This is a genomic window from Mycobacterium sp. IDUB_24 (genome assembly GCF_055419385.1).
Window position 1 is genome coordinate 148237 of sequence record NZ_JBVAXO010000001.1, and the last position, 24865, is coordinate 173101.

The 24865-nt window shown below is 66.6% G+C and carries 21 protein-coding genes; 15 read left to right on the top strand and 6 right to left on the bottom strand.

The features are described from left to right. Positions 1 to 2 precede the first annotated feature (2 nt). Positions 3 to 560, bottom strand: a complete 558-nt coding sequence (locus ACZYZF_RS00715) for a peroxiredoxin-like family protein (RefSeq protein WP_463745446.1) — start codon at positions 558 to 560, stop codon at positions 3 to 5. Positions 561 to 634: 74 nt separating this feature from the next. On the opposite strand from ACZYZF_RS00715, the gene ACZYZF_RS00720 reads away from it, so the two are divergent. The 3 genes from ACZYZF_RS00720 to ACZYZF_RS00730 all read left to right on the top strand — a co-directional run bounded on the left by ACZYZF_RS00720 (position 635) and on the right by ACZYZF_RS00730 (position 3769). Next, a complete protein-coding gene (locus ACZYZF_RS00720; RefSeq protein ID WP_463745447.1) occupies positions 635 to 1243 on the top strand; it encodes a TetR/AcrR family transcriptional regulator in 609 nt (202 codons plus the stop codon). 91 nt (positions 1244 to 1334) lie between these two features. Continuing rightward, positions 1335 to 3158, top strand: a complete 1824-nt coding sequence (locus ACZYZF_RS00725; protein ID WP_463745448.1) for a penicillin-binding transpeptidase domain-containing protein — start codon at positions 1335 to 1337, stop codon at positions 3156 to 3158. A gap of 23 nt (positions 3159 to 3181) precedes the next feature. Continuing rightward, a complete protein-coding gene (locus ACZYZF_RS00730) occupies positions 3182 to 3769 on the top strand; it encodes a DUF1707 SHOCT-like domain-containing protein (protein ID WP_463745449.1) in 588 nt (195 codons plus the stop codon). Between the two features lie 2 nt (positions 3770 to 3771). Here the strand turns inward: ACZYZF_RS00730 and ACZYZF_RS00735 are convergent, their stop codons facing one another. Beyond that, entirely contained in the window at positions 3772 to 4152 is a 381-nt protein-coding gene (locus tag ACZYZF_RS00735; RefSeq protein WP_463745450.1) for a PaaI family thioesterase, read from the bottom strand. Between the two features lie 134 nt (positions 4153 to 4286). Between ACZYZF_RS00735 and map the strand changes: the two genes are divergently transcribed. The 4 genes from map (at position 4287) to ACZYZF_RS00755 (ending at position 8064) form a co-directional block, all read left to right on the top strand. After that, positions 4287 to 5144 carry a type I methionyl aminopeptidase gene (map, locus tag ACZYZF_RS00740; RefSeq protein ID WP_463745451.1) on the top strand — a complete coding sequence of 286 codons (858 nt, stop codon included), beginning with the start codon at positions 4287 to 4289 and terminating at the stop codon, positions 5142 to 5144. 103 nt (positions 5145 to 5247) lie between these two features. After that, positions 5248 to 6753, top strand: a complete 1506-nt coding sequence (locus tag ACZYZF_RS00745; RefSeq protein ID WP_463745452.1) for a cobyric acid synthase — start codon at positions 5248 to 5250, stop codon at positions 6751 to 6753. A gap of 9 nt (positions 6754 to 6762) precedes the next feature. Next, a complete protein-coding gene (locus tag ACZYZF_RS00750) occupies positions 6763 to 7437 on the top strand; it encodes a hypothetical protein (RefSeq protein WP_463745453.1) in 675 nt (224 codons plus the stop codon). A gap of 63 nt (positions 7438 to 7500) precedes the next feature. Next, positions 7501 to 8064: an alpha/beta fold hydrolase gene (locus tag ACZYZF_RS00755; protein WP_463745454.1), complete on the top strand. Its 564-nt coding sequence runs from the start codon at positions 7501 to 7503 to the stop codon at positions 8062 to 8064. A gap of 60 nt (positions 8065 to 8124) precedes the next feature. On the opposite strand, the gene ngg is transcribed toward ACZYZF_RS00755, so the two are convergent. Continuing rightward, positions 8125 to 9912, bottom strand: a complete 1788-nt coding sequence (ngg, locus tag ACZYZF_RS00760) for an N-acetylglutaminylglutamine synthetase (RefSeq protein ID WP_463745455.1) — start codon at positions 9910 to 9912, stop codon at positions 8125 to 8127. Beyond that, positions 9909 to 11714, bottom strand: a complete 1806-nt coding sequence (locus tag ACZYZF_RS00765) for an N-acetylglutaminylglutamine amidotransferase (protein ID WP_463745456.1) — start codon at positions 11712 to 11714, stop codon at positions 9909 to 9911. The genes ngg and ACZYZF_RS00765 overlap by 4 nt, the downstream gene beginning before the upstream one ends. A gap of 97 nt (positions 11715 to 11811) precedes the next feature. Between ACZYZF_RS00765 and ACZYZF_RS00770 the strand changes: the two genes are divergently transcribed. Further along, positions 11812 to 15141: a DEAD/DEAH box helicase gene (locus ACZYZF_RS00770; protein WP_463834281.1), complete on the top strand. Its 3330-nt coding sequence runs from the start codon at positions 11812 to 11814 to the stop codon at positions 15139 to 15141. On the opposite strand, the gene ACZYZF_RS00775 is transcribed toward ACZYZF_RS00770, so the two are convergent. Further along, complete coding sequence (locus ACZYZF_RS00775; protein WP_463745458.1) at positions 15142 to 16731, bottom strand: amino acid permease; 1590 nt, start codon at positions 16729 to 16731, stop codon at positions 15142 to 15144. Between the two features lie 201 nt (positions 16732 to 16932). On the opposite strand from ACZYZF_RS00775, the gene ACZYZF_RS00780 reads away from it, so the two are divergent. The 7 genes from ACZYZF_RS00780 to nicT are packed head-to-tail and all read left to right on the top strand — an operon-like array spanning position 16933 to position 23450. Next, complete coding sequence (locus ACZYZF_RS00780) at positions 16933 to 18300, top strand: glutamine synthetase family protein (protein WP_463834282.1); 1368 nt, start codon at positions 16933 to 16935, stop codon at positions 18298 to 18300. Between the two features lies 1 nt (position 18301). Further along, on the top strand, positions 18302 to 19054 hold the full coding sequence (locus ACZYZF_RS00785) for a gamma-glutamyl-gamma-aminobutyrate hydrolase family protein (protein WP_463745965.1): 753 nt from the start codon (positions 18302 to 18304) through the stop codon (positions 19052 to 19054). Further along, the gene (locus ACZYZF_RS00790; protein WP_463745460.1) at positions 19051 to 20430 is read left to right on the top strand and encodes an aldehyde dehydrogenase family protein; all 1380 of its coding nucleotides are present in this window, start codon (positions 19051 to 19053) and stop codon (positions 20428 to 20430) included. The genes ACZYZF_RS00785 and ACZYZF_RS00790 overlap by 4 nt, the downstream gene beginning before the upstream one ends. After that, positions 20431 to 21204, top strand: coding sequence for a 3-oxoacyl-ACP reductase (locus tag ACZYZF_RS00795; RefSeq protein WP_463745461.1), 774 nt, complete (start codon positions 20431 to 20433; stop codon positions 21202 to 21204). Between the two features lie 17 nt (positions 21205 to 21221). After that, positions 21222 to 21947: a FadR/GntR family transcriptional regulator gene (locus tag ACZYZF_RS00800; protein ID WP_463745462.1), complete on the top strand. Its 726-nt coding sequence runs from the start codon at positions 21222 to 21224 to the stop codon at positions 21945 to 21947. 9 nt (positions 21948 to 21956) lie between these two features. Next, positions 21957 to 22286: an ArsR/SmtB family transcription factor gene (locus ACZYZF_RS00805; protein WP_463745463.1), complete on the top strand. Its 330-nt coding sequence runs from the start codon at positions 21957 to 21959 to the stop codon at positions 22284 to 22286. A 57-nt stretch (positions 22287 to 22343) separates the two neighbouring features. Continuing rightward, positions 22344 to 23450 carry a Nickel transporter NicT gene (gene nicT, locus ACZYZF_RS00810; RefSeq protein WP_463745464.1) on the top strand — a complete coding sequence of 369 codons (1107 nt, stop codon included), beginning with the start codon at positions 22344 to 22346 and terminating at the stop codon, positions 23448 to 23450. Between the two features lie 24 nt (positions 23451 to 23474). On the opposite strand, the gene mtr is transcribed toward nicT, so the two are convergent. Next, positions 23475 to 24860: a mycothione reductase gene (mtr, locus tag ACZYZF_RS00815; protein WP_463834283.1), complete on the bottom strand. Its 1386-nt coding sequence runs from the start codon at positions 24858 to 24860 to the stop codon at positions 23475 to 23477. Positions 24861 to 24865 lie beyond the last annotated feature (5 nt).

Sequence of the window (24865 nt, forward strand, 5' to 3'; positions counted from 1 at the left end):
TGTCAGCGGTATGCGGCGGCTAGTTCCAGCACGTCATCGACCGACCATTGATCGTCGGCATGAGTGCCGTGTTTGGCCGCGAGCACCACACCGTCCGGCGCGATCAGGAAATCTGCGGGCAGCCCGAGCCGTCCACCGGCCGGCCTGGCGGCCGGGGCGCGGAACCGGCCGCGCACTGTCAGGGCGCCGCCCCGGATGATCGCCGGCCAGCTGCGGGGGTCGAGCAGGGCGCGAGGGCTGGATTCGACGCCGAACTGGCGATAGACGTCTCTGTCTGGATCGGCGACCGTGGCGAACGGCAGATCCGCTGTGTGCTCGGCCAATTCGGCGGCGGGGGAGTGGAAGAAGGCCACCTCACGGATACCCGCGGCGTCGATCTCCGCATGCCGGGCAACGAAGGACTGCAGGTGCAGATTGCAGATCGGGCAACCCGCGAAGCGCCGGAACTGCAGGTGGACCAGACCCCGCGGATCGGGTACCGGGATGTGTTCGCCTGTGACACTGAGGAATTGCTGTCGATCGATGGTCTTGGGTGTGTTGGGCGAGGTGGATGCGGTCATGACTCCTCCTTGTTGGCGTGCGATGTACGCCTACGCTACGAGCCTATAAGCGTACGGTGTACGCTGTCAATGCCATGCCTCGTCCACGTTCACTCACCCAAGGTCAGGTTGCCGCCGCCGCGCTGGAGGTCGTCGACGCCGACGGTCTTGCGGGGTTGTCGATGCGTGCGGTCGCTCGTCGGCTGGGCATCGGCACCATGTCGCTGTACCGGTACGTCGCCGATCGCGACGCGCTCGAAGCCATGGTGGTGGACCTCGTGCTCGACGGGGTCGATCCCGGGTTGCCTCGCGGATCGGTGCGACACCAGCTCGCCGAACTCGCTGAGCGTGTGCGCAATGCGACCGCACGGCATCCCGCAGTGGCACCGCTGATACTCACACACCGGCACCGCTCGCCGGCGTCGTTGTGCTGGGGGGAATCGGTGCTCGGCGTGCTCACCGCCGCCGGATATGACGGCAGACGACGGGTCCATGCGTTCCGGGCGCTGCTCGCCTACATTTTCGGAGCGCTCGAGATCGAGATGCTGGGCAGCCTGACCGGGGCAGGCACTCAGGCACTGGCGAGTTTGCCCACGAGCGAATATCCGTTGTTGTCGCAAACCGCGGCGGAGGCCTGCGGCATGCGACCCGACGAGGAGTTCCGGCGCGGCCTCGAAATCCTGTTGAGCGCACTGGACGTATGAAGCGGGCCACCGGTCGGTCTCACCACAGTCTCGGTTCGGTATCGGTGCGCCTCCGACGAAACCGGCGCGCACGTTTCTAACATCAGCCTCAATGGCAACTCAAACATCATCAGTCACACGGACCGCGGGCCTGCTGACGGTCATCGCGGTCCTCGGGGCGACGGCGCTCAGTGCCTGCACCCCGCGGCCCGACGGGCCCGAGCCCGCCGCCGAACAGTTCTTCGCGGCACTGGCCACTGGTGACACTGCGGCCGCCGCGGTGATGGCCGACCGGCCCGACGATGCCAAGACTGCCCTCGGCGAAGCGTGGAACGGTTTGCAGGCCACCGGACTCGATGCGCAGATCCTGGGTTCGAAGTACGCCGGAGACACCGGCAGCGTCGCCTACCGCTACACGTGGCACCTGCCGAAGAACCGCACTTGGACCTACGACGGACAGCTCAACATGATCCGCGACGAGGGCCAGTGGCAGGTGCGCTGGAGCGCCACCGGACTGCATCCGAGGCTGGGTGAGCACCAGACTTTCGCGTTGCGGGCCGACGCACCACGACGGGCATCGGTGAACGAGCGTGGTGGTACCGATGTGCTGGTCCCCGGCTACATCTACTCCTATGCACTCGACGCCAGAGCGGCCGGTGCGGCGCTGATGCCCACGTCCCGGGCGGTCGCCGACGCGCTGCGGGGATTCGACCCCGCCCTGGGGGATCCGCAGCGGCTCGCCGAGCAGGCCAGCGCATCTGCGCAGCCGATGAGCCTGATCACGCTGAGGCAGGCTGATAACGACCGGATCGCGCCCGCCATCGGCCGGCTGCCCGGCGTCGTCATCACCCCGCAGCCCGAAATGTTGCCCACCGACGAAACTTTCGCCCCGGCGATCGTCAACGAGGTCAAGAAGTCGGTGGCCGACCAGCTCGACGGGCAGCCGGGCTGGCGGGTGGTCACGGTCAATCAGAACGGCGTCGACGTCGACGTGCTCAACGAGGTGTCGGGCGACCCGGCACCGTCGATCACCATCAGCCTGGACCGCGCTGTGCAGGACGCGGCGCAGAACGCGGTCAACACCACGGGCAAGCAGGCGATGATCGTCGCGATCAAGCCGTCCACCGGCGAGATCCTGGCGGTCGCGCAGAACGGGGCCGCCGACGCCGTCGGACCGCTTGCCACCATGGGGCAGTTCCCGCCCGGTTCGACGTTCAAGATGATCACCGCGGGGGCGGCCATCGAGCGTGACATGGCAACGCCCAACACTCTTTTGGGGTGTCCTGGCACGCTCGACATCGGGCACCGGACCGTCACCAACTACGACGCATTCGATCTCGGCACGGTGCCGATGTCACGGGCATTCGCCAATTCGTGCAACACCACCTTCGGTGAACTGGCCAGCCGGATGCCTCCGCGCGGTCTCACCCAGGCCGCCGCCCGGTACGGCATCGGCACCGACTATCAAGTGGACGGGATCAGCACGCTGACCGGTTCGGTGCCACCGACGGTCGACCTGGCCGAGCGCACCGAGGATGGTTTCGGCCAGGGCAAGGTGCTGGTCAGCCCGTTCGGCATGGCGCTGGCGGCCGCGACGGTCGCAGCGGGCCGGACGCCGGTGCCGCAACTCATCGAGGGTCGCCAGACCATGGTCGACCGCGCGGGTAGTCCGATCAGCCCGAAGATGATCGACGGATTGCGGCCGATGATGCGGCTGGTGGTGACCAACGGGACGGCCAAGGACCTCAACGGACTCGGCGATGTGCGCGGCAAGACCGGTGAGGCCGAGTTCATGGGCGGTTCGCACTCCTGGTTCGCCGGTTACCGCGGGGACATGGCGTTTGCGGCGTTGATCGTCGGCGGCGGCAGTTCGGAGTACGCGGTGCGGATGTGCAAGACCATGTTCGATGGCCTGCCCCCGGCCTACCTGGCCTGAACGGCGGTACCGTTGAACCTGTCATGACCGGGATCAATGAACAATCCGTGGAGCTGCGCATCTCCGATGCCGATCGCAACGGCACGTTGCGACGGCTGCACAACGCTGTCGCACTCGGCCTGATCGACATCGCCGAGTTCGAGGAGCGTTCGGCGATGGTGTCGCACGCCCGGCTGCATTCGGACCTCGATGCGTTGGTGGGGGACCTGCCCGGGCCCGGAGCGATCGTCACCACCGCCACCGACCGCGTCGAGTTGCGTGGTGTGCTCGGTTCGCTGAAACGCCAGGGTGAATGGACGGTTCCGACCCGGCTGGCATTGGTGCGCCGGATGGGTTCGGTCGAGCTGGACCTGACCCGGGCCCGGTTCGCCGGGCCGATGGTGGTCATCGAGCTGGATATGAAATTCGGGTCCCTGGAGATCCGGCTGCCCGAAGGGGCCAGCGCGTCGATCGACGATGTCGAGGTGATCGTGGGCAGCGCCGACGATCACCGCCGCGACGCACCCGCCGACGGCACCCCGCACATCATTCTCACCGGCAAGGTGGTGTGCGGTTCGGTGGATGTCCGTGGGCCGCGCCGGAACTGGAAGCTGATGCTGCGCCGGACCTGATGTCAACGCGGCTCGAGCACCGCGAACGTCAGGGTCGCCCGAGCGGCGAGCCGATCGCGGGTGACGTCGGTGACATCGACCGACGTCACGATCAGCCGTTTGCCGGCCCGCACCACCTTCGCCTCCGCGCGGGCCGTGCCCATGATCGGGGCCAGGAAGTGGATGTTGAGATCGGCGGTCGTCACGTCATAACCGACACCGCTGGCATTGCCGGCCAGCATGCCCGCGGCGATATCGATCAGGGTGGCCACCAGCCCGCCCTGCAGGGCGCCGCGGACATTGGCGAGGTCGGGCCGGTTGTCCATCTCCAGCACCAGGCGGTCCGCGGTCGACTCAACCTCGCGGTAGTCCAGTAGTTGCAGCACATGAACGGTTTCGGTCATCGCCGTGCCTCAATCATCCCCGTACGGTAACACCATTACCGGTTGCCGAGAGGACCGCTCTCCTACGGTGTCACCGCCGCCGATCCGCACAGCACTGGAGACCGTGCGGGTGGGCCGACGATTAAGCTGTCCACATGCCCGTTCGTACCGCCCTGCGCCCCGGCGTCCAGTCACCGACCCTGCCGGTTCCCAAGTCGATCCCGCGGCCCGAGTACGCGTGGAAGTCGACGGTGCAGGAGGGCAGCGAACCGTGGGTGCAGGCACCCGAGGTGATCGAGAAGATGCGCGTCGCGGGACGGATCGCGGCTGCCGCCCTGGCCGAGGCCGGCAAGGCCGTGGCGCCCGGCGTCACCACCGATGAGCTGGACCGCATCGCCCACGATTACATGGTCGATCACGGCGCCTATCCATCCACGTTGGGCTACAAGGCATTTCCCAAATCCTGCTGCACGTCGCTGAATGAGGTGATCTGCCACGGCATCCCGGACTCGACCGTGATCGAGGACGGTGACATCGTCAACATCGACGTGACCGCCTATATCGACGGCGTACACGGCGATACCAATGCCACCTTCCTGGCCGGCGACGTCTCCGAGGAACACCGGCTGCTCGTCGAGCGCACCCACGAGGCGACCATGCGCGCCATCAAGGCGGTCAAGCCCGGGCGTGCCCTGTCAATCGTCGGCCGGGTGATCGAGGCCTACGCAAACCGGTTCGGCTACAACGTTGTTCGCGATTTCACCGGCCACGGCATCGGCACGACCTTCCACAACGGCCTGGTGGTGCTGCACTACGATCAGCCCGCCGTCGAGACCGTGCTGGAACCGGGCATGACCTTCACCATCGAACCGATGATCAACCTCGGGTCGTTGGACTACGAGATCTGGGACGACGACTGGACTGTGGTGACCAAGGACGGCAAGTGGACCGCTCAGTTCGAGCACACTCTGGTGGTCACCGAGGACGGTGCCGAGATCCTCACCCTGCCGTGACACTCTCTCCGCGAGCAGTCCCCCGCAAGCGGGAGGGGCCCCCAATAAAACCGCCCCATTCGGGCGGAAATAGGGCAGTTTTGTGTCTGCTCGCGCAGGGAAGATGAGCGGCGCGCTCCTGGTCGCCGGCACCACCTCCGATGCCGGCAAGTCGATGGTCGTGGCGGGGCTGTGCCGGCTGTTGGCCCGCAAAGGTCTGTCGGTGGCGCCGTTCAAAGCACAGAACATGTCGAACAACTCGGCGGTCACCGTCGACGGCGGCGAGATCGGCCGCGCTCAGGCTATGCAGGCCAGGGCTGCGGGGCTGGCACCCAGTACCCGGTTCAACCCCATCCTGCTCAAGCCCGGCGGGGACCGTACGTCGCAGCTGGTGATCCGCGGCCAGGTGGCCGGAACCGTGGCCGCAGGCGACTACTTCACCCACCGGGACCGGCTCGGCGCGGTCGTCGCTGACGAATTGGCCTCACTGAGATCCGAATTCGACGTGGTGATCTGTGAAGGGGCCGGCTCACCGGCCGAGATCAACCTGCGCGCCACCGACTTGGCCAACATGGGGCTCGCCCGCGCGGCGGACCTGCCGGTCATCGTGGTGGGCGACATCGACCGCGGCGGTCTGCTGGCCCACCTGCACGGCACGGTGGCCGTCCTGGAACCCGAGGACCAAGCGCTCATCGCGGGATTCGTCGTCAACAAGTTCCGCGGTGACCCGGCCCTACTCGAACCTGGCCTGCATCAGCTGCGCGAGCTGACCGGTCGCCCGACCTACGGCGTGATCCCGTTCGATGACGGAATCTGGCTCGACACCGAGGATTCGTTGTCGGTCCGGCCCGGCGGCATGGTGGGCACACCCCAACCACCCCGTGGGGCGCAGACACTCACCGTCGCCGCGATCAGGCTGCCCCGCATCTCCAACTCCACCGATATCGAGGCCCTGGCCTGCGAACCGGGCGTCGTGGTGCGCTGGGTCGCCGATGCCGCCGAACTCACCGGGGCCGACCTCGTGGTGATCCCCGGCAGCAAGGCCACCGTCAGCGACCTGGCCTGGTTGCGGCAACGCGGCCTGGCGGAAGCCATCCTGGCGCACGCCGCGCAGGGACGGCCCGTGCTCGGGGTGTGTGGCGGGTTCCAGATGCTGTGCGGTCGCATCGACGACGCCGTCGAGGCCGGCGCAGCCGGAGCCGTGTCCGTCGAGGGGTTGGGACTACTCGACGCCGACATCGAGTTCGCGCCCGAGAAGACCCTGCGGCACTGGGAAAAACCCTTGTGGGGCTATGAGATTCATCATGGGCAGGTGACCCGCGCAGCCGCAGAGGACTGGCTCGGCGTCGGGCTGCGCGATGGCGCGGTCTACGGCACCCACTGGCACGGCCTGCTCGACAACGATCATTTGCGCCGCGCCTGGCTCACCGAGATCGCCCATAGTGCCGGCCGCACCGGGTTCGTGGTTGCTGACGACATCGACGTACGGGGTCGGCGCGATGCGCAGCTGGACCTGATGGCCGACCTGCTAGCCGCCCATCTCGACACCGAGGCCGTGATGGACCTGGTGCGGCACGGGGCTCCGCCACGGCCCACCATGAGCACTGCGCTCCTCGGTCCACCTCGGTAACCTGGGCAGATGATTCGGTGCCACCGATGGGTGGCAACTTCAGTCGGGCTGGCCGCCCTGGCGATGGTGGCCGGCTGTGCGCCCGTGGTCGACGGATCGCCCACCTGGCCCGGCGCCACGCTGGAGAAGGTGTTGCTGACACGCGCCGACTTCCCGCCCGGCGTGCAGGTCGATCGGGTCACCGATGACGGCGCCGGTCCGGGGGGCTCGGGTGGACCGCCACCGATGTTGTCCACCCCGGAGGGATGCAGTGACGGGCTCACCCGGGTGATCGCCGAATCCGCCGAGCGGGGCCCGGGCAGTGCTGCGCAGCTCATCGCGGCCTACGACGGAGCGCGCATCGTGCTGACCGTGCTGACCTCACCGCTGCCGTTGGACCGGCTGGCCGCCACCGCGCAGCGATGCGCAGAGTTCTCCACCTACTTCGATCCGTCGGAGAGCGGCATTCCGATGACCACCACCAAGCTGGCCGCACCGCACGCTTCGGCGCTGGCATATCAGCAGACCATGCGGCTGGGAGCGAGTGAGCAGAGCATCTTCTTCGCTTTCGAAAATGTCGGCAACTGGGCGGTTTTGGGCATTGCGTTCCCTACCCCGGATCCGTCGATTGTCGCCAAAGGTGTATTGCCCCAGACGTTTCTGGACGTTTTCAGCCACCAGGCCGACCGTCTGGCCACCCGCTGACGCAGGCGTCAAGACAATGGTGATTCCGGCCCGCTCGCCGCTACTGGACGGTAGTTTGTCCGAATGCTTACGACCGTCGCGACGATCGACGGATACACCACACCCGTCGACGTCTCGGGACCCGAGAAGGGTTCCACCGTGGTGGTGCTGAGCGCCGGCCATCACGGCCCCGCTGCCTACGAGCCGATCTGCCGGCGCCTGCACACCGCGTCACTGCGCACTGTGATCATCGGCCCCGACCCTCGCCTGACCGCCAAGTCGGTGGTGGGCATCCTCGATTCCTTGGACATCAAATGGGCGCTCCTGGTCGGCGACCGACTCGGGGGAGAACTCGCCTGGGAATTGGCCGCGACGCGGTTGGACAAGTTCATCGGCCTGGTGGTGGTGGATCGCGGTCACCCTCGTGTCGCCGACGCCACCGGCGTCATCCGCGACGACGAATGCCCGCCGGTGGAGATGAACACCACCGTGCTGGTCAGCACTCCCGCGGCTCGCGCGGTGGCCAAGGCCAGCCAGCGCTATGTGTACGGCGACTTCCGGCTGGTTGAGATTGCGGGCCGCCGCAACGCCGGCGATTCGACCGCGCAGCTGGCTGCCGAGATCGTGCTCCGCACCAGTAGCTGGTGACGGGCGCTCAGTCAGCCGCCACGGTGTTCTAGGGTCGGCGGCCTGCCTTCGCGCGGGCGCTCAGTCAGCCGCCTCCGAAGGTGTCCAGGCTTGCGGCAACCCCGGCTGCTGCGGAAACAGGAAATCCACAAACGCCGCTGCGGTGGGCTGTGGCTCATGGTTCGCCAGCCCGGGGCGTTCGTTGGCCTCGATGAAGACGTAATCGCGGCCCGTCACATCGGGCACCAGCAGGTCGATCCCGGTGACCGGAATGCCGATCGCCTCGGCCGCGGTCACGGCGACCCGGCACAGTTCGGGGTTCACCTCCGCGGTGACGTCGTGAATTGTCCCGCCCTGATGGAGATTGGCCGTCCGCCGCACCCGCAGACGCTCGCCCTCGGGCAGCACATCGTCGAATGACCAGCCGGCGTCGGCAACTGTTCCCATGGTGACGTCGTCCATCGGGATGCGCGATTCCCCGCCGGTGGCAGCAGCCCGGCGCCGGGACTGCGTCTCGATGAGCTCACGCACCGTGTGTTTTCCGGTACCGACCACCTCGGCGGGCTTGCGGATCGCCGAAGCCACCACCTTGCCGTCGATCACCACCAGGCGAAGATCGTCGCCGGCGGCGCGCTGCTCGATCAGCACCTCTGGATACTGCTCGCGGGCCCGGTGCAGCGCCGCGTCCAACTCGTCGCTGCCGTCCACCCCCACGGTGATGCCCTTGCCCTGCTCGCCGCGGGTGGGCTTGACCACCACATCGCCGACCTCGGCCAGAAACTCGTGATCCTCACCGTCGAAGGTGGCCAGCCGGCCCTTGGGGACCGAGATGCCGGCGTCGGAGACGATCCGTCTGGTCTGCCGCTTGTCGTCGCAGCGGGCCATGGCCACCGCAGAAGTGAACTCCGAGAGTGACTCTCGCGTGATGACGCTGCGGCCACCGTGCGACAGCCGCATCTCGCCGGCGCCCGCGTCGAGCACCTCGACCCGGATACCGCGACGCATCGCCTCGTCGGCGATGATGCGGGCATACGGATTCAGATCGTCGACGGTCTCCGGAGGATGGGTGAACAACGGCTCGTTGATCGCGTTCTTGCGTTTGACGGCCAGTACCGGGACCCGATGGAAACCCAGCTTCTCGTACAGCGCGATGGCGGCGGAATTATCATGGGCCACAGACAGATCCAGGTATGCCCGGCCCCGCTCACGGAAGATCCCGGCCAGCGTCCGGGTCAGCGCGTCGCCGACGCCGGGCAGTCCGGCCGCTGGGTCGACCGCCAGGCTCCACAGGCTCGACCCGTCCTCGGGGTCGGCGAACAAGCGCTTGTGGTCGACACCGGTGACGGTGCCCACCACGCTGCCGTCGTCGTCACGCACCGCGACCAGATAGACCACGGCCGGGGTGAGGGTGTGGTTGTGCCAGATGACGTCCACGGGTGCGGACACCATCCCGCACCGCACATACACCCGATTCATCGCGTCGGCGTCGCTCGGTGTCTGCAGGGTGCGCACGGTGAACCCGACGGGGTCGGCGGCGGTGAGCTCATCGGTGAACCGCAGCCGGTAAGTGTGACTGGGGTCGATGAACAGCTCCGCGGGGGAGCGGGCGATCAGGACATGCGATTCGCGGGCGTAGATGCAGATGTCGCGGCGGCCCGGACCTTCCTGCTGTAGCACCTCGGCGAGTTGCTCAGGGTCGGCGAAGGTCTGCCCGAAAATCAGCCGGCCCCAGCCCAATTCGAGAACCACGTCGTCGGCCATGGCATCGACCAGGTGCTGAGGTGAGGCATCGTGCAACCCGAGCGTGATCGCCTCGGTGTGGTCGGGCTCCAGTGCCGAGGCCGACGCGTCATGGTCGGTGGCGGTCATGCCGCGGCCCCCGTCACTCCGTGGCGTTGCAGCCACAACTCGAGCAGCGCGATCTGCCACAACTCGTTGCCGCGCAGCGGGGTCAGCTTGCCGTTCGGATCGGCCAGCAGCCGGTCGACGGACTCGGGGCGGAATAGACCGCGCTCCTTGGCCTCTGGCGCATACAGCGCGTCGCGAACGAGATCCAGGTACGGCCCCTCAAGGTGGGTGAGCGCCGGGACCGGGAAGTACCCCTTGGGCCGGTCGATCACTGCTGCCGGGATCACCCGGCGGGCAGCCTGTTTGAGCACACCCTTGCCCCCGTACGCGGTCTTGAGGCCGGGCGGACACGTGGCGGCCAGCTCGACGAGTTCGTGATCGAGGAACGGCACCCGGCCCTCGAGCCCCCACGCCATGGTCATGTTGTCGACCCGCTTCACCGGATCGTCGACCAGCATCACCGTGGTGTCCAGGCGCAGTGCCCGGTCCACACCGGTCTGGGCGCCCGCCGCGGCGAAGTGATCGGAGACGAACACCCCGCTGGGATCTCCCTCGGCCCGGTATGCGTCGCTGATCAGGGCGCTCACCGCGGTGGTGTCACGGTCGAAGAACGCGCTCCGGTAGCTGGCCACCGAACCGTCCAGGCTTGCCGCGCCCGGCTCGGCCATCGGCGGATACCAGTGATAACCGGCGAACACCTCGTCGGCGCCCTGTCCGGACTGCACCACCTTGACGTGCTTGGACACTTCCTGGCTGAGCAGGTAGAAGGCCACACAGTCATGGCTGACCATCGGCTCGCTCATCGCGCCGATCGCACCGTCGAGGGCGGGCAGCATGCGGTCGGTCCCGATCCGGATCTGGTGGTGATCGGTTTCGAAGTGCTCGGCGATGATGTCGGAGTACTGGAACTCGTCACCGGCAACCCCGCCCACCGACTCGAAGCCGATCGAGAACGTGGACAGCCCGTGCTGGCCGGCCTCGGCGAGCAGGCCGACGATGAGGCTGGAATCGACCCCGCCCGACAGCAGGCACCCCACCGGCACGTCGGCCACGAGGCGACGCTCGACAGCGCGCCGCAGTGACTCCAGTACGGCGTCCTCCCAGTCTTTGTCCGACCAGTCGGCCCGGTCGGAGTGCCGGGTGAAGTCCGGTGACCAGTAGACAGTCGAATGCCGGGTGCCGTCGGGTTCGATCGCGACCACGGAAGCGGGCGGCACCTTCTTGATGCCCTGCAGGATCGTCAACGGAGGCGGCACCACCGAATGGAAGGTGAGGTAGTGGTGCAGTGCGACCGGGTCGATCCTGGTGTCGACACCGCCGCCGGCCAGCAGCGCCGGTAGCGACGAGGCGAACCGGATCCGGTGGGCGTCCTCGGTGAGGTACAGCGGCTTGATGCCCAGCCGGTCGCGGCCCAGCAGCACCCGGCCGGTGTCACGTTCGACGATGGCGAACGCGAACATGCCCATCAGATGTTCGACGAACCGGTCACCCCAGTGGTGATAGGCCTTGAGCAACACCTCGGTGTCACTGTGCGAGAAGAAGCGGTAGCCGTGCCCGGACAGTTCCCGGCGCAGCTCCTGGTAGTTGTAGATGCAGCCGTTCCAGCAAACGGTCAACCCCAATTCGGGATCGACCATGGGCTGGGCGCCCGCTTCGGTCAGGTCAATGATTTTCAGGCGGCGGTGACCCAGCGCGACCCGGCCTTGCGACCACACACCGGCCGCGTCCGGACCCCTGGGCGCCATCGCGTCTGCCATGGCCGACACCGCTGAAATATCCGGTGTCCGGCCATCGAGACGCACCTCCCCGGCGGCTCCACACATCAGTTCGACCCTACACAGGATCTGTCGGCGGCGCGCCACCCGTGGTGTGTCGGGGGTGTGGCCAGGACATGTCGGGGGCTGGCTCTATCCTCCTCACATGAGGCCTGGATTCGGCTTCGGCATAGCCCGTGACGAGCTGATTCGCGATTTCGGCGCACAGTCCACGGTGCGTGGTGAACGCTATGCCGCCGAGGGGCGCGTCCGCGACATCGAGTTCGATGACGACGACCGGGTGCTGCGCGGACGGTGTGTGGGTTCGCATGGTCAGCTCTACGTCCTTGAGGTCGGCCTGTCGCCGGGCAGCCGCGCTGTCGTCGAGTGGGCCTTGTGTTCATGCCCCGTGGGGTCGTTCTGCAAACATGCCGTCGCTCTGGTGCTGACGGCTGCACCTTCGGACTCAGCGCATCCCCCGGCGGAGCGCTGGCGTTACCTGCTCGACAAGGTGCTCGACGAGGTCGCCCTTCCCGCAGAGGGCGGCAAACCGATCGCGCTGGAATTCTCCATCGGCGCGCCCACTCGCTACCGCCCGGGGACATTGCTGATGCTGCGCCCCCTCACCCTCGGTAAACGGGGCACCTGGATCAGCCGGGCATTGACGTGGCGCCGCCTCGCGGACTATCCCGACGCCGGCGAGTTCGATCACGACCAGTACCGGGCGGTGCGGGCGCTGGTGTCGGAGATGGTTCGGTATTCCTCACCGCAGCACAGCGGCGACGGGATGATGCTCAACGGGATGCCCGCCACGTTGTGGCCGCGGCTCGCCGAGGTGCTGGATGCCGGCGTCACCATCCTGGCCGACCCGGCATCGGACATTCGTGCGGTCGAGTTGACCAAGAACGTCCATCTCCGGCTCGACTTCGCCGCCGAGGGGGGAGGCGGTGCCGTGATGTCGGTGTCCCTGATCGTCGACGGTCAGGAACGCGATCCCGACGGCGTCGGGCTGATCGGGATGCCGGCGCCCCACGGGATGTTCCAGGTCGTCGATTCGGTGCTACGGCTGGGCGCCTTCGATCCGGTGCCCGGGCGCACCATGGCCGAACTACTGGGGCATCACGAGCAGGTGCACATCCCAGCCGACATGGCGCGCGAACTCGCGGTGGACATCCTGCCGCGGCTGGCCGGCAGCGTCGACATGGACGTCGCCGACGGGCTCTTCGTCCCGCCGACCATCACCGGCCCGCTGCCGGCATTGACCGTCAATGTCGTCGACGGCGGAGCACGGGTCTTCTGGAGCACGCGGTATGAGGTCAACGATCAGCATCACGACTTCGACCCGGTGTCCTCGGCCGGCCTGATCGGGTACCGCGACCCCGCCGCCGAGGAGGAGCTCTGGCAGCGGGTGATGCCCGCGCTGCAGGCGGTCGCAGCGGCCGCGCAGGACTGGAAACGTCAAGCAGCGCAGCATGTCAACCGTCGCATCTCCACGACGCTCGACACCGACGCCGTCCACGAGTTACGGGCCATCGTGAATACCGTGAGCTCCCTCGACGCGGTCGCGGTGGCGTCCCAGCGCACGCTGCTGTGCGGGGTGAATCTCACCGCGGTCGAGGCCGCGGTGCTGTGTGACGAGACCCTGCCTCAGTTGAGCTGTTTCGCAGATCTGATCGTCGACGCCGATGGCCGGTACCGTGCTGCCGGTGCCGACCCGGTCCTGTCCTTTTCCGGGGATACCTCACTGCCCGGTGACTGGTTCAGCCTGAACGTCACGGTGAGCGTGGACGGTGAGACGGTGGCTCTGGCCGAGGTAATCCGCGAATTGGCCGCCGGCGCAACGCATATGTTGCTGCCTTCGGGTATCTACTTCCGGCTGGACACGCCTGAGGTGGTCCGGCTGAGGGCCCTGCTCGACGAGGCGCGCGCACTCGGCGAGATCGACGGGGACCGGGTCAACGCCGCATCACTCAACATCACGTTGTGGGACGAACTGCTCGAACTCGGTGTCGTCGACGAGCAGCTGGCCCGGTGGCGGGCCAATCTGGCGCGTTTGGCCGCCGCCCGCCCGCCCGTGCCGGTCGAACCGCCGGCGGGCCTTGATGCCGAACTGCGTGACTACCAGCGTGACGGGCTGGACTGGCTTTCCTTCCTGTGGGACAACGGAATCGGCGGAGTCCTCGCTGACGACATGGGCCTGGGGAAGACCGTGCAGACCCTGGCGCTCATCGCGCGTGCCGTCAGCGGTGGAGCCGGGAAGTTTCTGGTGGTGGCGCCCACCAGCGTCGCCCGCAACTGGGTGGTCGAATGCCGCAAGTTCACTCCCGGCCTGAACGCGGCGGTGGTGACCTCCACCGCTGCGCGGGCGTCGGTGGGGTTGGCCGAACAGGTGGCCGCGGCGGACATCGTGGTCACCTCCTACACGCTGCTGCGTATGGACGTTGCCGCCTATTCGCAAATCCCTTGGGCCGGAATGATTCTCGATGAAGCCCAGTTCGTCAAGAACCATCACAGCAAGACCCATCAGGCGGCCCGGCTGCTCGACGTGCCGTTCAAGTTGGCCATCACCGGCACGCCGATGGAGAACAACCTGATGGAGTTGTGGTCGCTGCTGTCGATCACGGTGCCCGGGCTGTTCCCGTCACCGAAAGTGTTCGAGACATATTTCCGTAAGCCGATCGAATCGGGAACTGCCGACGATTTGCTACCGGTGTTGCGCAGGCGGATCAAGCCGGTGCTGCTGCGCCGGACGAAAAGCCAGGTGCTCGCCGAGCTGCCCCCGAAGACCGAGCAGGTGCTGACCATCGGCCTGAGCGTGAAGCATCGCAAGATCTACGACACGCGGCTGGCCCGGGAACGCCAGAAGGTGTTGGGACTGCTGGGGGACTGGGAGAAGAACCGGTTCCAGATTTTCCGTTCACTGACCCTGCTGCGTCAGCTGAGCCTGCATCCGGGATTGGTCGACGACTCCGCGCGCTCGGTGGGGTCGGCCAAGATCGACTTCCTGGTCGAACAACTCGATCAGCTGGTAGCCGAGGGGCACAGTGCGCTGGTGTTCAGCCAGTTCACCGGGTTCCTCGCCATCGTCCGGGCACATCTGGATTCCGCAGGCATCGCCTACAGCTACCTCGACGGTTCCGTCGACTCCGACGGAAGGGCCAGAGCCATCGAGGAATTCGGTGCCGGTGCCAAGCAAGTATTTCTGATCAGCCTGAAGGCGGGCGGATTCGGGCTCAACCTGACCGCTGCCGACTACTGCTTCCTCTGTGACCCGTGGTGGAGCCCGGCGGCCGAGGCACAGGCTGTCGACCGGGCCCACCGCATCGGGCAGGCCCGGCCGGTCAGCGTCTACCGCCTGGTCGCGGAGAACACCATCGAGGAGAAGGTGGTTGCGTTGCAGGACCGCAAGCGGGCCCTGTTCGCCGCGGTGGTCGATGACGGGGATCTGTTCGGCTCGACCATCTCCGCCTCCGACATCCGTGAACTGCTGGGGTGATCAGCCGGGCAGGTCAGCGGTCGGGGCGTCCACCTGTTTGATCGGGCCGGTGAACCAGTGCTTCACCGACGCATGCCAGTAGATGAAGAGCAGTATCAGCACGCTGCCCACGAGTAGCGGGGTGTAGTTCACGAACTTCCACTGGAAACTCGGATCCCACGGCATGCCGCCGAGCGAGGTGGGGAACATGGCGATGACCGAGGTGACGATGATTTCGACGATCGCCACCGGGGCCATCCACTTGTACTTGTTCCCGAGGTTCCATCGGCCCTGCTCGAACGAGTCGCCGGCCTTCCACCGGTAGTAGATCGGTACCGCGAAGCACAGGTAGAGCCCGACCACACCGATCGAGACCACTGCGTAGAACGCCACCGGTGAAGGCACCTCGACGCCGTTGACCGGAATTTTCACCGGCACGATGGCAGGCAGTGTGATGATCGCCGCGATCACCGCGGTGATCATCACGGCGTTGGCCGGAACGCGCGTCGCGTTGACCTTCGACCACAGTTGGTGCCCGGGGACTGCGCGGTCCCGGCTGAATGCGAACAGCATTCTCGATGCGCTGGTCTGGCAGGCGGTGGTGCAGAACAGCTGACCCGCGGTGGCGATCAGCAGCACCACGCCGGCCCATTTCGATGTCAGCGCCTGGGTGAAGATTGTCGCGACGGCTCCGCCGTTGGCCGACACCTCGTCAGAGTTCTGCACCGCGAACAGGAATGACAGCAACAGGATCCAGCCGCCGATCGCCGAGTAGAAGATGGACTGCCAGATTCCCTTCGCGGCGGCATTGGCGGCGCTCTTGGTCTCCTCGGACAGGTGCGCCGACGCGTCATATCCGGTGATCGTGTACTGGGTCAGGATCGCCGAGATCGGGAGCACGAACAGCAGGAAGCCCCAACCGGAAGTCGAACCCGAGAAGATGCCGGAATTGTTGATGGTCTTGGCGAAAACCTCGGAGGCACTGGCGTGTTGGTCGGGGAGCAGCCACAGGATGGCGACCACCGCGGTGGCGCCGGCGACATGCCACCACACCGAGATGTTGTTGATGACAGCCAGCAGGTGTGACGAGAAGATGTTGATCACCGCCGAAAGCGCCAGGATGATCAGAAACATGATGAATACCCGGGTCAGGCTGTAATTCGCCAGCCAGGATTCACTGAACGTGCCCAAGGTGAGGTCCAGGAACGTCGCGCTGCCGTAGGACACCGACGCCAGGATTGCGATCAGGCCGATGAGGTTGAGCCAGCCGGTGTAGAAGCCGGCCTTGGAGCCGCCGAGTTTGGATGCCCACCAATAGATCCCGCCCGAGGTCGGATAGGCGGAGACGAGTTCGGCCAGACAGAACCCGATGATCAGGATGAAGATCGAGACGATCGGCCACCCCCAGGCGATGGCGGCCGGGCCCCCGTTGTTCCAGCCGAGCCCGAATGAGGTGAAGCAACCCGCCAGGATCGAGATGATCGAGAACGAGATGGCGAAGTTGGAGAAGCCGGACCAGGACCGCTGCAGTTCCTGAACGTAACCGAGCTTGGCAAGATGTTGTTCGTCGTCGGTGAGGTGTTCGGCGAGTTCTTCGTGCCCCTCGGGCATGGCGGCTCCTCGTGATGCGGGCGGGTTGAGCGGATGAACCCTGCGCTGCACACGGACAATAGAACGTTATTGGTCTGTTGTCCTACCTTTTAGGATGACAATCATGCTAATTCGGTGCACGATCATCACGTCATCGGCGACGCAATGGTCGGCTGGACGGTCGGTTGGTCGGCGAATCCCACACGGGCAGGAGGGTGCGCAATGAGCCAGAACCCCGGCATGCTGGCACGGGCCGACCTGGAGCAAATGGTGGCGGCGGGTGAGATCGACACCGTGATCGTCGCCTTCTGCGATATGCAGGGCCGGCTGACGGGCAAGCGGGTTTCCGGGCGGTTGTTCGTCGAAGAGGTCGCCGCGCACGGCGCCGAGTGTTGCAACTATCTGCTCGCGGTCGATGTCGACATGAACACGGTCGATGGCTACTCGATGTCGAGCTGGGACACCGGGTACGGCGACATGGTGATGACCGCGGACTTCAGCACACTGCGGGTGGTCCCGTGGCTACCCGGCACCGCGCTGGTGATGGCGGATCTGTCGTGGCCCGACGGTCGGCCCGTCGAGCAGGCGCCGCGCAGCATCCTCAACCGGCAGATCGACCGTCTGGCCGAGCGGAAGCTGGTGCCCTATGTCGGCACCGAACTCGAATTCATGGTGTTCGACAACACCTTCCGCGAGGCTTGGGCTGCGGGTTACCGCGACCTCACGCCGGCCAGCGACTACAACGTCGACTACGCGATGATGGCCTCCACCCGGATGGAACCGCTGCTGCATGACATCCGCCGCGGCATGGAGGGCGCCGGGCTGTACTGCGAGGGTGTCAAGGGGGAGTGCAACCTCGGTCAGCAGGAGATCGCCTTCCGCTACGACCATGCCCGCAACACCTGCGACAACCACACCATCTACAAGAACGGCGCCAAGGAGATCGCCGACCAGCACGGCAAGGCCCTGACGTTCATGGCGAAATTCGATGAACGCGAAGGCAACAGCTGCCATATCCACATCTCGCTACGCGGCGACGACGGGTCACCCGTATTCGCCGACGAGGCCGGGCCGCACGGGATGTCGTCGATGTTCGGCAGTTTCATCGCCGGTCAACTGGCCACACTGCGCGAGCTCACCTTGTTCTACGCACCGAATATCAACTCCTACAAGCGATTCGCCGACGGCAGCTTTGCGCCGACCGCCATTGCCTGGGGCATGGACAACCGCACCTGCGCGTTGCGGGTGGTCGGCCACGGGGCCGGTATGCGGGTCGAATGCCGGGCGCCCGGCGGTGACGTCAACCAGTATCTGGCGGTTTCGGCGCTGATCGCCGGAGGTCTGTACGGCATCGATCACGGACTGGAACTGCCCGCCGCGCTGCCGGGCAATGCCTATGCCAGTGAGGCGCAAAGGCTACCGACCACCTTGGCCGAGGCGGCCGAGCTGTTCGAGAAGTCCGAGGTGGCGCGCACGGCCTTCGGGGACGACGTCGTCGAGCACTATCTGAACAACGCGCGGGTCGAACTGGCGGCATTCAATTCCGCGGTGACCGACTGGGAAAGGGTGCGCGGTTTTGAGCGGCTCTGAGATGCGCGGTGCGAGCGCGCGGCCGGTGATCGGCATGACGACCTATCTGCAGCAGGCGCAGACGGGAGTCTGGGACGTGCGGGCGAGTTTCCTGCCGCAGGTCTACTTCGACGGTGTCACCCGTGCCGGCGGCATCGCACTGCTGCTGCCGCCGCAGCCGGTCGACCGCGATATTGCCGATCGGGTGCTCGACCGCGTCGACGGTCTGGTCATCACGGGCGGCCCGGACGTGGATCCGGCACGCTATGGGCAGCAGCCCCATCCGGCCACCAATGAGCCGGCCACCGAGCGCGACGCCTGGGAGTTCGCTCTGCTGGAAGCCGCCCTGCGACGCGATATTCCGGTGCTCGGCGTGTGCCGAGGGGCGCAGGTGCTCAACGCTGCGCTGGGCGGCACCCTGCACCAGCATCTGCCCGAGGTGATCGGGCACACCCACCACCAGAGGGGCAACGCGGTGTTCGGCACGTCGGCGGTGCGCACAGTGCCCGACACCAGACTGGCAGATCTGGTCGGTGAGACATCCGACGCGCAGTGCTATCACCACCAGGCGATCGACCGGCTCGGCGAAGGACTGGTGGTGAGCGCCCGGGACGCCGATGGCGTGATCGAGGCGGTAGAACGTGACCCCGCACTGCCCGGCGATGTGTTTGTGCTGGGCGTGCAATGGCACCCTGAAGAAACCCTCGACGACCTACGGCTGTTCGCCGCGGTGGTCGAGGCGGCCAGAACCTACGCGACAGAGAGGGTTTCATGACTTCCAGCCAGGTCGTCAACCCGGCCACGGAAGAGGTGCTGACTACGGTCGACCTCCTGGACGTGGATGCCGTCGACGACGCGGTGGCGCGGGCCGCCGCGGCGCAACGGGCGTGGGCCCGGCTGGCGCCGGCCGAGCGGGCCGCGGCGCTACGTGCCTTCGCCGCTGTCGTCGACACCCACATCGATGAACTGGCCGCCCTCGAGGTGGCCAATTCCGGGCACCCGATCGGGCAGGCCGAGTGGGAGGCCGGGCACGTCCGGGATGTCCTGCAGTTCTATTCCGCCACCCCGGAACGGTTGAGCGGCAAGCAGATCCCGGTGGCCGGTGGCTTGGATGTCACGTTCAACGAACCGCTCGGTGTCGTCGGGATCATCACGCCGTGGAACTTCCCGATGACCATCGCCGCGTGGGGCTTCGCCCCGGCACTGGCCGCCGGCAACGCCGTGGTGCTCAAGCCCGCCGAGTGGACCCCGCTGACCACGATCCGGCTCGGTGAGCTTGCCGTCGAATCAGGTTTGCCGGCTGGGCTCTTCCAGGTGTTGCCGGGCAGGGGTTCGGTGGTGGGGGAACGGTTCGTCACCCACCCCGGTGTCCGCAAGGTGGTGTTCACCGGGTCCACCGAGGTGGGGATGCGGGTGATGGCCGGGGCGGCGGCTCAGGTCAAGCGGGTGACCCTGGAGCTGGGTGGCAAGAGCGCGAACATCGTGTTCGACGACTGCGATCTTGAGAAGGCCGCGGCCACCGCCCCGTACGGGGTGTTCGACAACGCCGGGCAGGACTGCTGCGCACGTAGCCGGATACTGGTGCAGCGCAATGTCTACGACCGATTCATGGAGCTGCTCGAACCGGCGGTCAAGGGCGTCGCCGTCGGAGATCCCACGGTGCGCGACACCGAGATGGGGCCGTTGGTATCGCGTCCGCACTGGGAGTCGGTGTCGTCCTACGTACCCGACGGTGCCCCGGTGGCGTTCCGGGGGACCGCACCGGACGGACCCGGGTTCTGGTTCCCGCCAACGGTGTTGACCCCGCAGCGCACCGACCGCACCGTGACCGACGAGATCTTCGGGCCGGTGGTGACCGTGCTGCCGTTCGATGACGAGGCCGATGCCATCTCGTTGGCCAACGACACTCCCTACGGTTTGTCGGGCTCGATCTGGACCGACAACCTCTCGCGCGCGATGCGGGTGTCCCGGGCGGTGGAAGCGGGCAACCTCAGTGTCAACTCACACTCCTCGGTGCGGTACAACACTCCGTTCGGTGGTTTCAAGCAGTCCGGCCTTGGACGCGAGTTGGGACCCGATGCGCCACTGTCTTTCACCGAAATGAAAAACGTCTTCATCGCCGTAGAAGATCGAGCAGAGGAGTCCTTTTAGATGGATCTGACCCAACGTCTGGCCGGCAAAGTCGCCGTCATCACCGGCGGCGCCGGCGGCATCGGCCTGGCCACCGGGCGGCGGCTGCGAGCCGAGGGCGCCACGATCGTGGTGGGAGATGTCGACCCCGCCGCGGGCGAGGCCGCAGCCGAGGAACTCGACGGGCTGTTCGTCGGTGTCGACGTGTCCGACCAGGATGCCGTCGACCATCTCTTCGACACTGCGGCAAGCACATTCGGCACCGTCGACATCGCGTTCAACAACGCCGGGATCTCGCCGCCCGAAGATGACCTGATCGAGACCACCGAGCTGCCGGCCTGGCAACGGGTGCAGGACGTCAACTTGAAGTCGGTCTATCTGTCCTGCCGGGCGGCGCTGCGCCACATGGTGCCCGCGGGCAAGGGTTCCATCATCAACACCGCGTCGTTCGTGGCGGTGATGGGTTCGGCCACCTCCCAGATCTCCTACACCGCATCCAAGGGCGGCGTGCTGGCGATGTCACGCGAACTGGGGGTGCAGTACGCGCGGCAGGGAATCCGGGTCAACGCCCTGTGTCCCGGCCCGGTGAACACCCCGTTGCTGCAGGAGTTGTTCGCGAAGGATCCCGAGCGGGCCGCACGTCGGCTCGTACACATCCCGTTGGGACGGTTCGCGCAGCCCGAAGAACTTGCGGCGGCTGTCGCTTTCCTGGCCAGTGACGACGCGTCGTTCATCACGGGTTCGACCTTCCTCGTCGACGGCGGCATCAGTTCCGCCTACGTCACGCCCCTGTGACACGCTGGTAGCGCGCCATGACAGCCGAACCCGATCCTCAGCAGCCGACCGCGGGTGCACTGTTGCGTCCCGTTCGGCTCGGCAATGCCTTCGAGGACACCGTCGGCCGGTTGTTGGAGACCATTCGCCTGGGAGTGTTGGGCCCAGGTGAGTCGTTGCCCCCCGAGCGTGAGCTGGCTGCCCGCCTGGGCGTCAGCCGTGACACGGTCCGGGAGGCGATCAAATCGCTGGCCGATGCCGGTTACCTGGTGTCCAAGCGGGGCCGGTACGGCGGTACCTTCCTGGCCGCTGAGTTGCCTGCACTTCCCGCGACCAGTCATCGGCCGACGCGCGAGGAGATCGACGACGCATTGCGACTGCGCGAGATCCTGGAGGTCGGTGCGGCACGGATGGCGGCCGGACGGACGTTGAGCGCAGCCGAGCGGGAGGGGCTGTGGTCCCGGCTGACAGATGTGCGCGCCGCTGAACCCGACGACTACCGCCGTCTGGATTCGCGGCTGCACCTCGCCATCGCGGAGGCCGCAGGGTCGCCGTCGCTGGTGCCGCTGGTCGCCGAGAATCGGATGCGGCTCAACGCGCTGCTGGATCAGATTCCGCTGTTGCCGCGCAACATCGCCCACTCCGACGAGCAGCACGAAGCGATCGTGATGGCGATCCTGGCCGGTGACAGTGAGCGAGCCGCCGAGGCCATGCTGGCCCACGTCGGCGGTTCATCGGCGTTGCTGCACGGCTTTCTGGATTAGATTCGTATCGTGGACCACCACGGTAAAGAGGTCCAGGTCGAACGCGCGTCGTCAGCCTTGGCCGACGTCGACACCCCAGGGTGGGCACAGCGCTTCGACCTGTTGTCGGATCCGCACCGGCTGGAGATCCTGCTCGGTCTGCACCGGGCACCGGGGATCTGCGTCAGCGATCTGGCCACCGCCCTCGGCCGTTCGGAGAACGCCGTCTCCCAGGCCCTGCGGGTGCTCCGTGACCAGGGGTGGGTCACCTCTACTCGGGTCGGCCGGACGGTCAACTACCGGCTCGGGGACGAGACCGTGCACGATCTGCTGCACTGGATCGGGGCCCGGCACGGCTGAAGCGCCATCTCATCTGTTCATCTGGACAGATATCAGCGCTCGCCTTACGCTCGGTCGATGACCATCGGTGCATCGCCGGCAACCGCCCGATCTGCCCGATTGGCAACCCGTTTCGACCGCTCCGACTGGACGTCGATCGTCGCGGTCACCGGATTCGTCCTGCTGCTGCATGTCCTCGGTTGGGGTGTACTCGTCTTCGGAGTGGTGCCGCAGCACATCACACTCGGCTCGGCCGGGGTGTTCGGGGTGGGCCTCGGCGTCACCGCCTATCTGCTGGGCGTGCGCCACGCGTTCGACGCCGACCACATCGCCGTCATCGACAACACCACGCGAAAGCTGGTCGGTGAGGGCACCAGGTCGGTGTCGGCGGGGTTCTGGTTCTCCCTCGGGCATTCCAGCGTGGTGTTCGGCCTGGCCCTGCTGCTGGCACTGGGAATCCGGGCGCTCGTCGGGCCGGTGCAGGACGAGGGGTCCGCGATGCTGCAGACCCTGGGGCTGATCGGCTCGCTCGTGGCCGGAACCTTCCTGATCCTGATCGGCGTCACGAATCTGCTTGCCGCGGTGGGTATCGCCAAGGTCTTCCGGTCCATGCGCAGCGGCGAGTACGACGAGGCAGAGCTCGAACGTCAACTCGACAGCCGGGGATTCGTGGCCCGCCTGTTGGGCCGGGTGATGCGGCGGGTCAACAAGCCCTGGCATCTGTACCCGGTCGGGTTCCTGATGGGGCTCGGGTTCGACACCGCCAGCCAGGTGGCGTTGCTGGTGCTGGCGGCCGGAACCGCGGCCTTCGCCCTGCCCTGGTACGCCATGCTGGTCCTGCCCGTGTTGTTCGCGGCGGGGATGAGCCTTTTCGACAGCCTGGATGGAATCTTCATGGCGCGGGCCTACGGCTGGGCGTTCCTGCAGCCGGTCCGCAAGGTCTACTACAACCTGACCGTGACGGTGCTCTCGGTGGTCGTGGCACTGGGGGTCGGGGTGATCGTGTTGAGCGGCCTGCTGGTGGAGCGCCTCGGCATCACCACGGGGCCGCTGGCCTTCGTCGGATCGGCCGATCTGGAGTTCGTCGGCTTCGCGATCGTGGGCCTTTTCGTGGTGAGCTGGGCTGTGGCCCTGGGGATCTGGCGGTTCGGTCGGATCGAGCAACGCTGGGCTGCACGGGCCTGACCGGCCCGTGCTCAGCGGTACGGCTTATTCGGCCAGTCCCAACAGCGCGTTTTCGATCACCTCGGCCAGTGCCGGGTGGATCCAGTACTGGCCCCTCGCAATCTCATGGGCGGTCTGTCCGAAGCTCATCGCCTGGATCAACGGCTGGATGAGCGACGATGCCTGATAGCCCATGATGTGGGCACCCAGGATCTTGCCGGTGTTGCGGTCACCGATCAGCTTGGCGATGCCGGTGGTGTCCTCCATCGCCCAGCCGTACGCGGTGTCGCCGTACGCCTGAACTTTGGTGACGAAGTCGTAGCCCTCGTCGAGGGCCTGAGCCTCGGTCAAACCGACCGTGGCGATCTGCGGTTCGGTGAACACCGCCGACGGCACGAACCGGTGATCGCTGCGCACCATCGCCTCGGTGTCATCCCAGTCGCGCAGCAGGTTCTCCTTCACCACCCGTGACTCGTGGTTGGCGACATGTTTGAGCTGATAATCCGAAGACACGTCGCCGAGTGCGAAAATGCCACGCGCGGTGGTGCGTTGATATTCGTCGACGATCACCAGGCCGTCCTCGTCCACCTCGACCCCGGCGAGTTCGGCGTCGAGCAGGTCCCCGTTGGGAATCCGGCCGGTGGCCACCAGCAGCATGTCGGCGTGCAAGGTCTTGCCGTCGTCGAGTTCGAGGACGATCTTGTCGCCGTCGTGATGGGAGCCGATCACGTTCTCATGCGTACGCAGGTCCCACTTCTCGGCGGCCAGTTCGCTGAAGCGATGACAGATCGTTTCGTCGCAATGGCTCAGAAGGCAGTCGCCACGCACCACTATGGTGACCCGCACGCCCAAAGCCGAGAACACGTGGGCGAACTCGGCCGAGACGAATCCGCCGCCCACGATCACCAGGTGCTCGGGCAGTTCGGGGATCCGCATGATGTCGTCGCTGGTGTAGTAGGTGACGCCGCAGTCCACGATGGCGGGCGGGATGAAGGTGCGGGATCCGGCAGCGATCACCACCTGATCGCTGCTGAACTCTTCACCGGCTTCGGTGCGCAGGGTGTAGCGGCCGTCGGCGGTTTTGGGGCCGAACCGAGTGTGGCTGGCGTACACCGTGATGTGGGGATCGTTGCGGCGGTAGTCCTTGCCGCCGGCGGCGATCGGATCGATGCGGCCGAACACCCGGGAGACGATGTCGGGCCAGCGCACCTTGTCGATGTGCGCGTCGACGCCGTACTCGGCGCCGGCCCGGATGGTGTCCGCGACGTCAGCGGCGTAGACGAACATCTTGGTGGGGATGCAGCCGACGTTCAGGCAGGTGCCACCGAAGGTGCCCTGCTCGCAGATCGCGACCTTCTTCCCGTCGTAGCGCTCGTCGAGAATGCTGTTGCCCGAGCCCGTGCCGATGATGGTCAGGTCGTAATGCTCCATGCGCG

Excerpts from the sequence above, each read along its gene's own strand:
- ACZYZF_RS00715 (WP_463745446.1), bottom strand. The coding sequence starts at position 560 with ATGACCGCATCCACCTCGCCCAACACACCCAAGACCATCGATCGACAG.
- ACZYZF_RS00720 (WP_463745447.1), top strand. The coding sequence starts at position 635 with ATGCCTCGTCCACGTTCACTCACCCAAGGTCAGGTTGCCGCCGCCGCG.
- ACZYZF_RS00725 (WP_463745448.1), top strand. The coding sequence starts at position 1,335 with ATGGCAACTCAAACATCATCAGTCACACGGACCGCGGGCCTGCTGACG.
- ACZYZF_RS00730 (WP_463745449.1), top strand. The coding sequence starts at position 3,182 with ATGACCGGGATCAATGAACAATCCGTGGAGCTGCGCATCTCCGATGCC.
- ACZYZF_RS00735 (WP_463745450.1), bottom strand. The coding sequence starts at position 4,152 with ATGACCGAAACCGTTCATGTGCTGCAACTACTGGACTACCGCGAGGTT.
- map (WP_463745451.1), top strand. The coding sequence starts at position 4,287 with ATGCCCGTTCGTACCGCCCTGCGCCCCGGCGTCCAGTCACCGACCCTG.
- ACZYZF_RS00745 (WP_463745452.1), top strand. The coding sequence starts at position 5,248 with ATGAGCGGCGCGCTCCTGGTCGCCGGCACCACCTCCGATGCCGGCAAG.
- ACZYZF_RS00750 (WP_463745453.1), top strand. The coding sequence starts at position 6,763 with ATGATTCGGTGCCACCGATGGGTGGCAACTTCAGTCGGGCTGGCCGCC.
- ACZYZF_RS00755 (WP_463745454.1), top strand. The coding sequence starts at position 7,501 with ATGCTTACGACCGTCGCGACGATCGACGGATACACCACACCCGTCGAC.
- ngg (WP_463745455.1), bottom strand. The coding sequence starts at position 9,912 with ATGACCGCCACCGACCATGACGCGTCGGCCTCGGCACTGGAGCCCGAC.
- ACZYZF_RS00765 (WP_463745456.1), bottom strand. The coding sequence starts at position 11,714 with ATGTGTGGAGCCGCCGGGGAGGTGCGTCTCGATGGCCGGACACCGGAT.
- ACZYZF_RS00770 (WP_463834281.1), top strand. The coding sequence starts at position 11,812 with ATGAGGCCTGGATTCGGCTTCGGCATAGCCCGTGACGAGCTGATTCGC.
- ACZYZF_RS00775 (WP_463745458.1), bottom strand. The coding sequence starts at position 16,731 with ATGCCCGAGGGGCACGAAGAACTCGCCGAACACCTCACCGACGACGAA.
- ACZYZF_RS00780 (WP_463834282.1), top strand. The coding sequence starts at position 16,933 with ATGAGCCAGAACCCCGGCATGCTGGCACGGGCCGACCTGGAGCAAATG.
- ACZYZF_RS00785 (WP_463745965.1), top strand. The coding sequence starts at position 18,302 with ATGCGCGGTGCGAGCGCGCGGCCGGTGATCGGCATGACGACCTATCTG.
- ACZYZF_RS00790 (WP_463745460.1), top strand. The coding sequence starts at position 19,051 with ATGACTTCCAGCCAGGTCGTCAACCCGGCCACGGAAGAGGTGCTGACT.
- ACZYZF_RS00795 (WP_463745461.1), top strand. The coding sequence starts at position 20,431 with ATGGATCTGACCCAACGTCTGGCCGGCAAAGTCGCCGTCATCACCGGC.
- ACZYZF_RS00800 (WP_463745462.1), top strand. The coding sequence starts at position 21,222 with ATGACAGCCGAACCCGATCCTCAGCAGCCGACCGCGGGTGCACTGTTG.
- nicT (WP_463745464.1), top strand. The coding sequence starts at position 22,344 with ATGACCATCGGTGCATCGCCGGCAACCGCCCGATCTGCCCGATTGGCA.
- mtr (WP_463834283.1), bottom strand. The coding sequence starts at position 24,860 with ATGGAGCATTACGACCTGACCATCATCGGCACGGGCTCGGGCAACAGC.